The sequence below is a fragment of the Pseudomonas sp. MOIL14HWK12:I2 genome, from assembly GCF_000510745.1.
GTDB lineage: Bacteria > Pseudomonadota > Gammaproteobacteria > Pseudomonadales > Pseudomonadaceae > Chryseomonas > Chryseomonas oryzihabitans.
Map to the genome: position 1 here is coordinate 571,057 of NZ_AZOA01000003.1, position 11,610 is coordinate 582,666.

Sequence of the window (11,610 nt, forward strand, 5' to 3'; positions counted from 1 at the left end):
GGTTTCCCAGCACACCTTGAATACCCCCCAGACGCTCCAGCATTTCACCCTCGAACCCTTCGATGCCGACCGTTTCGCCAACCTGTGCGGCCAGCTCGATGAAAATCTGCGCCAGATCGAAGGCCGTCTCGGCATCGAGATCCGCAATCGCGGCAACCAGTTCGAGCTGGTCGGCGATCCCGAGCGCACCCGCGCGGCCCAGAACCTCCTGCAGCGCCTCTACCGCGAGACCGCCAGCGGCACCGCGGTGGCCCCGGAACTGGTGCACCTCTATCTGCAGGAATCCGGTCTGGAAGCCCTGCAGCAAGAGCACCGCGGCGGCGGCGACACCAGCGTGGCCCTGCGCACCAAGAAGGGCATGATCCGCCCGCGCGGCGCCAACCAGCAGCGCTACGTCAAGTCGATCCTCGATCACGACATCAACTTCGGCATAGGCCCGGCCGGTACCGGCAAGACCTATCTGGCCGTGGCCTGCGCCGTGGACGCCCTGGAGCGCGAGCAGATCCGCCGCATCCTGCTGGTGCGCCCGGCGGTGGAAGCCGGCGAGAAGCTCGGCTTCCTGCCCGGCGACCTGGCGCAGAAGATCGACCCCTACCTGCGCCCGCTATACGACGCCCTCTACGAGATGCTCGGCTTCGAGCAGGTGGCCAAGCTCATCGAGCGCCAGGTCATCGAGGTCGCGCCGCTGGCCTACATGCGTGGCCGCACCCTCAACAATAGCTTCATCATTCTCGACGAAAGTCAGAACACCACCCTCGAGCAGATGAAGATGTTCCTGACCCGGATCGGTTTCGGCTCCACCGCGGTGATCACCGGTGACGTCACCCAGGTCGACCTGCCGCGCGGCACCAAGTCGGGTCTCAAGCACGTCATCGAGGTCCTGCGCGACGTGCCCGGCATCGGCTTCACCCACTTCGAGTCCAAGGACGTGGTGCGCCACCCGCTGGTGCAGCGCATCGTCGAGGCCTACGATCGCTTCGAGGCGCTGCAGGACAAGCCGCGCGCTCATGGAGAGGATCGCCATGGCGATTGAGCTGGACGTCCAGGTCGCCAGCGAGGCGGCCGACCTCCCCGAGGAGCCGGACTTACGTCGCTGGTGTGAACTGGCCCTGCGCGCCCGCCAGGGCGATTCGGAACTCACCATCCGCCTGGTGGACGAAGACGAAGGCCGCGAGCTCAACCGCACCTGGCGGCACAAGGACTACGCCACCAACGTGCTGTCCTTTCCGGCCGACGTGCCGGACGAATTCCTCGATATCCCCCTGCTCGGCGATCTGGTGATCTGCGCCCCCGTGGTGGCGCGCGAGGCCGCCGAGCAAGGCAAGTCCGCCAAGGCGCACTGGGCGCATCTGGTCATCCATGGCTGCCTGCACCTGCTCGGCTACGATCATCTGGAAGATGACGAAGCCGAGGAGATGGAAGAACTGGAACGCCAATTGCTCGCTGAACTGGGCTACCCCGATCCCTACGGTGAATGACACACACATGAACGAAGATCGATCAGGCACTGGGCATCGTTCCTGGCTGGAACGCATCGTCCAGGCCTTTGCCCATGAACCCAAGAGTCGCCAGGAACTGCTGGAACTGCTGCGCGAGGCGCATGAGAACAAGGTGCTCGACAGCGAAGCCCTGTCCATCGTCGAGGGCGCCATCTCGGTGGCCGACCTGCAGGTACGCGACATCATGGTGCCGCGCTCGCAGATCATCAGCATCCGCGCCCACCAGACCCCGGCGGAATTCCTGCCGGCGGTGATCGAGGCCGCCCACTCCCGCTACCCGGTGATCGGCGATGGCCCCGACGACGTCCTCGGCCTGCTGCTGGCCAAGGACCTGCTGCCGCTGCTGCTCGACCACGAGCGCACCTTCGACCTCAAGGCGGTGCTGCGTCCGGCCACCTTCGTGCCCGAGTCCAAGCGGCTCAACGTGCTGCTGCGGGAATTCCGTTCGACCCACAGCCACATGGCCATCGTGGTGGACGAATACGGCGGCGTCGCCGGCCTGGTCACCATCGAGGACGTGCTCGAGCAGATCGTCGGCGAGATCGAGGACGAGCACGACGTGGAGGAAGAGAGCTTCATCAAGTCGCTGCCCAATGGCGACTTCGTGGTCAAGGCGCTCACCCCCATCGAGACCCTCAACGAAACCCTGGAAACCCGTTTCGCCGATGCCGAGGCCGACACCGCCGGTGGCCTGGTGATGAATCGCCTGGGTCACCTGCCCAAGCGCAACGAGGAAACGGTGATCGACGACTTCCGCTTCCGCGTGCTCAACGCCGACGGCCGCCGCATCCACCTGCTGCGCGTGACCCCGGTCAATCGGTAGCGCCCTTACCCCCTCTCCCTCTGGGAGAGGGCTGGGGTGAGGGCCAAGCGCTCTATCCATTCAATCGCGGCCATGGCGGTCCGCCGATGCGGACGCTCCTACCATCCCGTAGGAGCGGCCCATGGCCGCGATAGCCCAAGTCAGGGCGGCCGTAGCAACGGACCGCCATGGCCGCGATAGCTTCTCCCCTCTCCCGACTGCGACCTGCCTCGCTCTCCCCCGCACACGCCTTTGGCACTCCCCCGCGGCGGCGAGTAAGCTTGCGCAGCCTCGATCGGACCAAGGATTTTCGATGCGCTGGATCTCTCAACCCGGCTGGAAGGGCAACCTTCTGGCGCTCTTCGCTGGTGCCCTCACGCCCCTGGCGCTGGCCCCCTTCAACATCTGGCCGCTGGCGCTGCTGTCCGCCGCCCTCTTCTACCTGGGCCTCAAGGGTCTCGGTGTCTGGCGCGCCCTGCTGCGTGGCTGGTGCTACGGCTTCGGCGCCTTTCTCGCCGGCACCAGCTGGATCTACGTCAGCATCCACACCTACGGCGCCGCGCCGGTACCCCTGGCGCTGTTTCTCACCGTGGGCTTCTGCGCCGGTATCGCGCTGTTCTTCGCCCTACCGGCCGCGCTCTGGGCGCTGTGCCTGAGACGCAACCAGGCGCCCCTGGGCGACGCTCTGACCTTCGCCGGCCTCTGGTTCGCCCTGGAACTGTTCCGCAGCTGGGCGCTGACCGGCTTTCCCTGGCTGCTGCTCGGCTACAGCCAGCTCAACGGACCCCTGCAGGGCCTGGCGCCGCTGGGTGGCGTCTGGCTGATCTCCGCCGCGCTGGCCTTTACCGCGGCGCTGCTGGTCAACGCCCCGCGCCTGATCATGCGGCCGCTCGCCCTGGTCGCGGGCCTGGTGCTGGTGGCCCTGCCCTGGGTGGCCGGCGACGTCTTCAAGGGCCAGGTCTGGACGCAACCCGCCGGCGCGCCGCTCAAGGTCGCCGGGGTCCAGGGCAACATCGCCCAGGAACTCAAGTGGAATCCCGACCATGCCCGCGCCACCCTGGCGCTCTATCGCGACCGCACCGCCGAGCAGACCGATGCCGACCTCGTGGTCTGGCCGGAAAACGCCATTCCCGTGCTGCGCGAATACGTCAGTGACTTCCTCGCCGCCGAAGGCGCCCAGGTGGCGGCCCATGGCGGCGCCCTGGTGACCGGCCTGCCGGCGCGGGAACGCGACGCCGACGGCGATTCGCGCTATTTCAACAGCATCACCGCGGTCGGCAACGGTTCGGGCACCTACTACAAGCAGAAGCTGGTGCCCTTCGGCGAATACGTGCCGCTGCAGGACTACCTGCGCGGCCTGATCGGCTTCTTCGACCTGCCCATGTCCGACTTCGTCCGTGGTCCCGAGCAGCAGGAACCGCTGCTGGTGAAGGGCTATCGCGTGGCGCCCTACATCTGCTACGAGGTGGTCTATCCGGAATTCGTCGCCAGCATGGCGGCCCGGAGTCAGCTGCTGCTCACCATCAGCAACGACACCTGGTTCGGCAAGTCCATCGGACCGCAACAGCACCTGCAGATGGCGCAGATGCGCGCCCTGGAAAGCGGGCGCTGGCTGGTACGGGTCACCAACGACGGCATCACCGCCCTGGTCGATCCCTTCGGTCGCATCAGCCGGCAGATCCCGGCCTTCGAGGTCGGCGTGCTGCAGGGCACCGTGGTGCCCATGGACGGCCTGACGCCCTATCTGCACTACCGCCTCTGGCCGCTGGGGATCTTTTCCGCCCTGGTGCTGCTGTGGGGTCTGCTAATGCGTCGGCAGGATCGCCCGGAAGAGGCGCCGCTGGTGGTCACCCAGAGCTAGGCACGCGTCAGCGATAGGCAAGCGGATAGAGCAAGAGCCCGGCGGCCTCGTTGAACAACTGGGCGGTCTGCTCGACCGCCTTGGCTTCCGGCAGCCAGCCACCGAAGGGCCGGGCATTGGCGACGCCGATGAAGCCCATTGGCGCGGCCACAACGACGAAGCCCTGCCGTTCGAAACACCAGCGCGAACGGGCCATGTGGTAGGCCTGGGTCACCAGCACCACCCGCTTGACCCCGGCCTCGCGCAGCAGCGGCGCACTCAAGGTGGCGTTTTCCCAGGTGGTGCGACTGCCCCCTTCCTGCCAGCGCACCGGCACCCCCAGGTCGCGTTCCATCACCTCGGTCATCAGCGCCGCCTCGCTCAGTGGACGGTCATGGGGCGAGCCCCCGGTGATCAGCACCGGCAGGCCGCTGGCCTTGGCCAGCCGCGCCGCATAGCGCAGCCGCTCCACCGCCAGGTGGCTGGCGGCATCGCCCGCCCAGCCCGGATCGTCCACTTCGCGACCGGCGCCCAGCACCACGATGGCGTCGGCCTGCTGCGCAAGGTCCGCCCAGCGCGCCTCGGGCAGCGCGGCATCACGCTCCAGCAGGCGCCCACCCGTTTCCACCACGACCGGCAGGGTACTGGCCCAGAGCCCCAGCAGACCGCCCAGGAAGCAGACCAGCCCCAGGCGCGGATAGCGACGACGCAACCACCAACCCAGCAACAGGAGCAGCAGCAGGCCGCCCGGTGGCAGCAGCAGTTGCTTGAAGAAATAGCGCAGACCCATGGTCCCTCCGGTCGGGGGCGACCTCCGGGTCGCGGCGGCGCCTAGTGTAGGGGAGCGCCGACCGGGGCAGAAGGACTCTCGACCAGCAGCCGTCGACCCTGACACCGCGGGCAGAAGGCACCCGCCGGCTGGACCCGGCCACAGCCCAGGCAGCAGGCCATGGCGGCGTCGGCCGCCTGATGGCGCGCCAGCCAGCGCTTGATCAGGGCGTATTCGGCCGGACTCAGGCCCTGCACCTCGACTTCCTCATCGGCTTTGTCATAGAGGCGCTCCTGGGTAGCCGCCTCATCCAGCGCCAGCGCCAGGCGCCGTTGCAGGCGCACGTCGACGGGCAGCTTTTCGGACTCGCGTCGAAACTTTCCCATGATGGCGATCATCCTCCCGAATAATTGAACGGACGTTTGAACAGCCTAGTACGGCCCTTCCAACCCTGCCTCCCCCGGAGTGCGAAACAAGCAGCGGACCGGGACATTTCCCCGCGCTCGGGGGGTCATGTATGCTTGGCGGCTCGATCAAACGCCTCTGCAGCCCTCGACACGCCCATGCACGAACACTATCAGCCCCGCGAAATAGAAGCCGCCGCCCAGTCCTTCTGGGACCAGAATCTGTCTTTCAAGGCCACCATGCGCCCGGGCCAGGAGAAGTTCTACTGCCTGTCGATGTTCCCCTACCCCAGCGGCAAGCTGCACATGGGGCACGTGCGCAACTACACCATCGGCGACGTCATCGCCCGCTACCAGCGGATGCTGGGCAAGAACGTCCTGCAGCCCATGGGCTGGGACGCCTTCGGCATGCCCGCGGAAAACGCCGCCATGAAGAACGGCGTGGCCCCCGCCAAGTGGACCTACGAGAACATCGCCTACATGAAGTCCCAGCTGCAGAGCCTGGGTCTGGCGATCGACTGGTCCCGCGAGGTCACCACCTGCAAGCCCGACTACTATCGCTGGGAGCAGTGGCTGTTCACCCAGTTGTTCGAGAAGGGCATCATCTACCGCAAGAACGGCACGGTGAACTGGGACCCGGTGGACCAGACCGTCCTGGCCAACGAGCAGGTCATCGACGGCCGCGGCTGGCGCAGCGGTGCGCTGATCGAGAAGCGCGAGATCCCCATGTACTACTTCCGCATCACCGACTATGCGGAAGAGCTGCTGACCTCCCTCGACGGCCTGCCCGGCTGGCCAGAGCAGGTCAAGACCATGCAGCGCAACTGGATCGGCAAGTCCCGCGGCATGGAGGTGCAATTCCCCTATGACCAGGACAGCATCGGCGCCGAAGGCACCCTGAAGGTCTTCACCACCCGCCCCGACACCCTGCTCGGCGCCACCTATGTCGCCGTGGCCGCGGAACACCCGCTGGCCACCCAGGCCGCCCAGGGCAATGCCGAGCTGCAGGCCTTCATCGACGAGTGCAAGCGCGGCGGCGTCGCCGAAGCCGACATCGCCACTCAGGAGAAGAAGGGCCTGGACACCGGCCTGTTCGTCCGCCATCCGCTGACCGACGCCCGCCTGCCGGTATGGGTCGCCAACTATGTGCTGATGCACTACGGCGACGGCGCGGTCATGGCCGTGCCCGGTCACGACGAGCGTGACTTCGAATTCGCCAACAAGTACCAGTTGCCCATCGTCCAGGTGGTGGATACCGCAGAGGCCACCCAGGTGCTGGCCAATCCGGACGACTACAGCCCCGAGGAATACGAGCGCTACCAGTTCGACCCGGTGCAGTGGAAGGACTGGTACGGCAGCAAGGAAGGCTTCCTGATCAATTCCGGTGCCTACGACGACCTCGCCTACGACGCCGCCTTCGACGCCATCGGCGCCGATCTGCAGGCCAAGGGCCTGGGCCAGCCGCGCACCCAGTTCCGCCTGCGCGACTGGGGCATCAGCCGCCAGCGCTACTGGGGCTGCCCGATCCCCATCATCCACGGTGAAGACGGCGTCGACATCCCCGTGCCGGCCGATCTGCTGCCGGTGGTGCTGCCCGAGGACGTGGTGCCGGACGGCGCCGGCTCGCCCCTGGCGCGCATGCCGGAATTCTACGAGACCGTCGATCCGCGCAACGGCCAGCCGGCCCGTCGCGAAACCGACACCATGGACACCTTCGTCGAGAGCTCCTGGTACTTCGCCCGCTATGCCTCGCCGAATTTCACCGGCGGCATGCTGGACAAGGAAGAAGCCAACTACTGGCTGCCCGTCGACCAGTACATCGGCGGCATCGAGCACGCCATCCTGCACCTGCTCTACTCGCGCTTCTTCCACAAGCTGATGCGCGACCAGGGCCTGATCGATTCCGACGAGCCCTTCGAGAATCTGCTGACCCAGGGCATGGTGGTGGCCGAGACCTACTACCGCACCAATCCCAACGGCAGCAAGGACTGGTTCAACCCGGCCGATGTCGAGGTGGAACGCGACGCCAAGGCCAAGGTGATCGGGGCGCGCCTGAAGAGCGACGGCCAGCCGGTGGAAATCGGTGGCGTCGAGAAGATGTCCAAGTCGAAGAACAACGGCGTCGATCCCCAGGCGATGATCGACCAGTACGGCGCCGACACCTGCCGCCTGTTCATGATGTTCGCCTCGCCGCCGGACATGAGCCTGGAGTGGTCCGATTCCGGCGTCGAGGGTGCGAGCCGCTTCCTGCGCCGCGTCTGGCGTCTGGCCCAGGCCCACGTGAGCCAGGGCCTGCCGACTGCCGGCGCCCTCGGCGAGCTGTCGCCCGCCCAGAAGGACGTCCGCCGTGCCATCCACCTGGCCATCCGCCAGGCCAGCCAGGATATCGGTCAGCATCACAAGTTCAACACCGCCATCGCCGCGGTCATGACCCTGATGAACGTGCTGGAAAAGGCCGCCCAGGACAGCGACACCGATCGCCGTCTGCTGCAGGAAGGCCTGGAGGCCGTCACCCTGCTGCTGGCGCCCATCACCCCGCACATCGCCCACGGTCTCTGGCAGCAACTGGGCCACAGCGACGCGGTCATCGACGCCCGCTGGCCGCAGGTGGACGAGAGCGCCCTGGTGCAGGACAGCCTGCAGATCGTCATCCAGGTGAACGGCAAGCTGCGCGGCCAGATCGAAGTACCGGCCGATGCCAGCCGCGAGGCCATCGAGGCCGCCGCCCGCGCCAACGAGAACGTGGCACGCTTCACCGAGGGTCTGACCATCCGCAAGGTCGTCGTGGTCCCGGGTAAACTGGTCAACATCGTCGCTAACTAAGACACGCGAACGGAGCAGACAACAGATGAAGAAACGGATTCTCCCCGGCCTTGCGGTAGTCGGCCTGGCGACCCTGCTGACCGCCTGCGGCTTCCAGCTGCGTGGCACCGGCGAAACCCGCCTGAGCCTCACCGAGCTGAACCTGACGGCGCGCGACGCCTATGGTCAGACCGTCAAGGACGTCCGCGACATGCTGGACGACGCCCATGTGCGGGTCACCTCGGGCGCGCCCTACACCCTGGATCTGGGCGGCGAAGCCCAGAGCGAGCGCACCGCCAGCTATACCAGCGGCGCCCGCAGTGCCGAGGTGGAGCTGACCACCCGTCAGCCCTACAGCATCATTGGCAAGAACCAGGCGGTGCTGGTCAGCGACTACCTGGAAACCCAGCGCTACTACGTGACCGACCAGAACAACATCGTCGGCTCCGAACAGCAGAAGGACCAGTTGCGCCGCGAGATGCGTCGCGAACTGGTGCAACAGCTGGCCGCCCGCCTGCAGGCCGTGACGCCGGAGCGCCTGGAGAAGCTGCAGCGCGACGCCGATGCCCGTGCCGCCGCCAAGGCCGAAGCCGACCGCCGCGCCCGCGAGTCCGCCCCGCCGCAGCAGTCGCCGATCGACATCCCCACCCCCGCGCGCTAAGCGCCGCATCCGGAGCCGCAAGGCTCCGGTTTGCCCTTCCGGTTCAGCATGAAACTCAACGCCAACCAGCTCGGCAAGCAGCTCCAGGGCTCGCTGGCCGCCGTCTATGCCGTCAGCGGCGACGAGCCCCTGCTCTGTCAGGAAGCCAGCAATGCCATTCGCGGCGCGGCCCGCGCCCAGGGCTTCGACGAGCGCGAGGTCTTCGACGTCGATGCCGGTTTCGACTGGGGTCGTCTCTATGAGGCCGGCGCCAGCCTCTCGCTGTTCGCCCAGAAGCGCATCCTCGAATTGCGCCTGCCCACCGGCAAGCCGGGCGACAAGGGCTCCGCCGCCCTGCTCGACTACCTGGCCCGCCCCGCCGAAGACACCCTGCTGCTGATCAGCCTGCCGCGTCTGGATGCCGCCGCCCAGAAGACCAAGTGGGCCAAGGCCCTGCTGGAGCACCCGCAGGCGCAATTCGTGCAGATCTGGCCGGTGGAGCTGGCGCAACTGCCGCAGTGGATCAACCAGCGCCTGTCGCGCCTCGGGCTGGCCGCCACCCCCGAGGCGGTCGACCTGATCGCCGAACGGGTGGAAGGCAATCTGCTGGCCGCGGCCCAGGAGATCGAAAAGCTCCGCCTGCTCATCGAAGGCTCCCAGGTGGATGCCGAGACCGTGCGCGCCTCGGTGGCCGACAGTGCCCGCTATGACGTCTTCGGCCTGCTGGACGCCGCCCTGGCCGGCGATGCGGAACATGCCCTGCGCATCCTCGAAGGCCTGCGCGGCGAAGGCGTGGAAGCCGCCGTGGTGCTCTGGGCCCTGGCCCGGGAACTGCGCCTGCTGGCCAACCTCGCCCATCTGCAGGAAAGCGGCACGCCGCTGGAGCGCGCCTTCACCCAGGTCAAACCGCCGGTGTGGGACAAGCGGCGTCCGCTGGTCAGTCGGGCCCTGCAGCGCCAGGGTGCGCGCCGCCTGGAAGCCCTGCTGCGCGAAGCCCAGGTCGCCGACGAACAGATCAAGGGCCAGGCACCCGGCGAGGTCTGGCTGACCCTGGCCAGCCTGGCGCTGACGCTCGCCGGCAAGCGGCTGGCCCTGCCCAGGTCCTGACGCTGGCCGCGCCTTGCAATCCACGGCCCTTGCAATAGACTGGCGCGCCCCCATCAAGGGGGAGTCCCCAACCCTCGGAGCACGCACCATGGCCAAGAAATACAGCCGCGGCCCCAACAAGGCCAAGGTCCTCGTCAGCGATCCCCGATATCGCGCCCGCCAGGAAAAGCCCGCCAAGGGCAAAGGCAGCTACCGCCGCGAAGCCTTCTCGTTGCAAGACGAGAAGGCTTCGGTCTTTCTGGCCGCCTGAAAGCCGCGTCCAGACGTCAGCACCCGGGCCGTGCTAAGGTGAGTCTTCCTGCCTAGACGTCCGGTGGAGACAGATGCAATTCGGGAAAACCCGCGGATTCAAGACCGGCGGCCTCCTCGCCGGAACCCTGGTCACCCTGCTGACCGCCGCCCTGGCCGCCTGCGCCCAGACTCAGACGACGCCCTCCGCGGCGCCCTCTTCACCCTCCTCGTCCAAACCCGCGCCCGCGGCCAATGCCCCCGCCTCGGCGGCCGAGGCCATGCCACAGCCGGACGAAAGCTTCGAGCAATGGCGCAGTCGCTTTCGCACCCTGGCCCTGGGCCGGGGCATCTCGGCCGCCACCTTCGACCAGGCCTTCGCCGGCGTGCAACCCGATCCGGCGGTGATCGCCGCCGATCGCAGCCAGCCGGAATTCACCAAGCCGGTCTGGGAATACCTGGAATCCGCCGTGTCGCCGCTGCGGGTGCGCAACGGCAAGAGCCTGCTGATCCAGCAGGCCGGGCTGCTGGCCTCCCTAGAAGCCCGCTATGGCATCGAGCCCGCGCGCCTGGTGGCCTTCTGGGGCATGGAAAGCAACTACGGCAACAACATGGGCAACAAGGGCGTCATCCGCTCCCTGGCCACCCTCGCCTACGAAGGTCGCCGCCCGGACTTCGCCCAGGACCAGCTCATCGCCGCCCTCGGCATCCTGCAGCACGGCGACGTCACCGCCGACCGCATGATCGGCTCCTGGGCCGGCGCCATGGGCCAGACCCAGTTCATCCCCACCACCTACGACCAGTACGCGGTGGACTTCGACGGCGACGGTCGCCGCGACATCTGGGGCTCCACCGCCGATGCCCTGGCCTCCACCGCCAACTACCTCAAGGCCTCCGGCTGGCAGGACGGCAAGCCCTGGGGCTACGAGGTCCGGGTACCGGCCAATTTCGACTACAGCCTGGCCGACATGGGCGTGCGCAAGAGCCTGGCCGAGTGGAACGCCCTGGGCATCCAGGGCCTCGGCCTGCCGCAACCGGCCGCCCAGCCGAGCGACAGCGCCTCGCTGCTGCTGCCCGCCGGCCATCGCGGTCCGGCCTTCCTGGTGTTCAACAACTTCCGCACCATCCTCAAGTACAACAACTCCAGCTCCTATGCCCTGGGCGTGGCGCTGCTCTCGGAGCGCTATCGCGACGCCGGCCAGATCGCCGCCAGCTGGCCCACCGACGACCTGCCGCTGAGCCGCAGCGAGCGTGTGGAGCTGCAACAGCGCCTGGCCGCCCTGGGGCTCGACCCGGGCAGCGCCGACGGCATCATCGGCGCCAACACCCGCAAGGCCATCCGCGCCTACCAGCAGTCCCAGGGCTGGCCCGCCGACGGCTATCCCAACCATCAGCTGCTGGACAAGCTGCGCGGTTGATATCCCGTTCCGATCGGCGGTCTCAGCGTGCACGGATCGGCATTCTGAGGATCGCCCCTCGGGCGAACTGAGCAAACTGCGATCGCCAAGGTCGAACGCGA

The 11,610-nt window shown here is 67.5% G+C and carries 11 protein-coding genes; 9 read left to right on the forward strand and 2 right to left on the reverse strand.

The genetic code is table 11. The features are described 5' to 3' along the window. Nucleotides 1–16 precede the first annotated feature (16 nt). The 4 genes from PSK12I2_RS0102645 (at nucleotide 17) to lnt (ending at nucleotide 4,162) form a co-directional block, all read left to right on the forward strand. Nucleotides 17–1,033, forward strand: a complete 1,017-nt coding sequence (locus PSK12I2_RS0102645) for a PhoH family protein (RefSeq protein WP_027597188.1) — start codon at nucleotides 17–19, stop codon at nucleotides 1,031–1,033. Beyond that, on the forward strand, nucleotides 1,023–1,478 hold the full coding sequence (ybeY, locus tag PSK12I2_RS0102650; protein ID WP_027597189.1) for an rRNA maturation RNase YbeY: 456 nt from the start codon (nucleotides 1,023–1,025) through the stop codon (nucleotides 1,476–1,478). The genes PSK12I2_RS0102645 and ybeY overlap by 11 nt, the downstream gene beginning before the upstream one ends. A gap of 7 nt (nucleotides 1,479–1,485) precedes the next feature. Beyond that, a complete protein-coding gene (locus PSK12I2_RS0102655; RefSeq protein ID WP_007159650.1) occupies nucleotides 1,486–2,322 on the forward strand; it encodes an HlyC/CorC family transporter in 837 nt (278 codons plus the stop codon). 292 nt (nucleotides 2,323–2,614) lie between these two features. Continuing rightward, nucleotides 2,615–4,162: an apolipoprotein N-acyltransferase gene (gene lnt, locus PSK12I2_RS0102660; protein ID WP_027597190.1), complete on the forward strand. Its 1,548-nt coding sequence runs from the start codon at nucleotides 2,615–2,617 to the stop codon at nucleotides 4,160–4,162. A 7-nt stretch (nucleotides 4,163–4,169) separates the two neighbouring features. On the opposite strand, the gene PSK12I2_RS0102665 is transcribed toward lnt, so the two are convergent. Beyond that, nucleotides 4,170–4,931 (reverse strand): YdcF family protein, encoded by a 762-nt coding sequence (locus PSK12I2_RS0102665; RefSeq protein ID WP_027597191.1) that lies wholly within the window; start codon nucleotides 4,929–4,931, stop codon nucleotides 4,170–4,172. A 41-nt stretch (nucleotides 4,932–4,972) separates the two neighbouring features. After that, nucleotides 4,973–5,296: a hypothetical protein gene (locus tag PSK12I2_RS0102670; RefSeq protein WP_256203933.1), complete on the reverse strand. Its 324-nt coding sequence runs from the start codon at nucleotides 5,294–5,296 to the stop codon at nucleotides 4,973–4,975. 177 nt (nucleotides 5,297–5,473) lie between these two features. Between PSK12I2_RS0102670 and leuS the strand changes: the two genes are divergently transcribed. From leuS to PSK12I2_RS0102695, 5 genes are all read left to right on the forward strand, one after another. Beyond that, nucleotides 5,474–8,137: a leucine--tRNA ligase gene (gene leuS / locus PSK12I2_RS0102675; RefSeq protein WP_027597193.1), complete on the forward strand. Its 2,664-nt coding sequence runs from the start codon at nucleotides 5,474–5,476 to the stop codon at nucleotides 8,135–8,137. 25 nt (nucleotides 8,138–8,162) lie between these two features. Beyond that, a complete protein-coding gene (gene lptE / locus PSK12I2_RS0102680; protein ID WP_027597194.1) occupies nucleotides 8,163–8,777 on the forward strand; it encodes an LPS assembly lipoprotein LptE in 615 nt (204 codons plus the stop codon). Between the two features lie 48 nt (nucleotides 8,778–8,825). Further along, complete coding sequence (gene holA / locus PSK12I2_RS0102685) at nucleotides 8,826–9,863, forward strand: DNA polymerase III subunit delta (protein ID WP_027597195.1); 1,038 nt, start codon at nucleotides 8,826–8,828, stop codon at nucleotides 9,861–9,863. Between the two features lie 88 nt (nucleotides 9,864–9,951). Beyond that, nucleotides 9,952–10,113 (forward strand): alternative ribosome rescue factor ArfA, encoded by a 162-nt coding sequence (arfA, locus tag PSK12I2_RS23570; RefSeq protein ID WP_007159657.1) that lies wholly within the window; start codon nucleotides 9,952–9,954, stop codon nucleotides 10,111–10,113. 73 nt (nucleotides 10,114–10,186) lie between these two features. Further along, nucleotides 10,187–11,509, forward strand: a complete 1,323-nt coding sequence (locus PSK12I2_RS0102695) for a lytic murein transglycosylase (RefSeq protein ID WP_027597196.1) — start codon at nucleotides 10,187–10,189, stop codon at nucleotides 11,507–11,509. The last annotated feature ends 101 nt before the right edge of the window (nucleotides 11,510–11,610 follow it).

Coding starts and splice junctions, on each gene's coding strand:
- ybeY (WP_027597189.1), top strand. CDS start 1,023: ATGGCGATTGAGCTGGACGTCCAGGTCGCCAGCGAGGCGGCCGACCTC.
- PSK12I2_RS0102655 (WP_007159650.1), top strand. CDS start 1,486: ATGAACGAAGATCGATCAGGCACTGGGCATCGTTCCTGGCTGGAACGC.
- lnt (WP_027597190.1), top strand. CDS start 2,615: ATGCGCTGGATCTCTCAACCCGGCTGGAAGGGCAACCTTCTGGCGCTC.
- PSK12I2_RS0102665 (WP_027597191.1), bottom strand. CDS start 4,931: ATGGGTCTGCGCTATTTCTTCAAGCAACTGCTGCTGCCACCGGGCGGC.
- PSK12I2_RS0102670 (WP_256203933.1), bottom strand. CDS start 5,296: ATGGGAAAGTTTCGACGCGAGTCCGAAAAGCTGCCCGTCGACGTGCGC.
- leuS (WP_027597193.1), top strand. CDS start 5,474: ATGCACGAACACTATCAGCCCCGCGAAATAGAAGCCGCCGCCCAGTCC.
- lptE (WP_027597194.1), top strand. CDS start 8,163: ATGAAGAAACGGATTCTCCCCGGCCTTGCGGTAGTCGGCCTGGCGACC.
- holA (WP_027597195.1), top strand. CDS start 8,826: ATGAAACTCAACGCCAACCAGCTCGGCAAGCAGCTCCAGGGCTCGCTG.
- arfA (WP_007159657.1), top strand. CDS start 9,952: ATGGCCAAGAAATACAGCCGCGGCCCCAACAAGGCCAAGGTCCTCGTC.
- PSK12I2_RS0102695 (WP_027597196.1), top strand. CDS start 10,187: ATGCAATTCGGGAAAACCCGCGGATTCAAGACCGGCGGCCTCCTCGCC.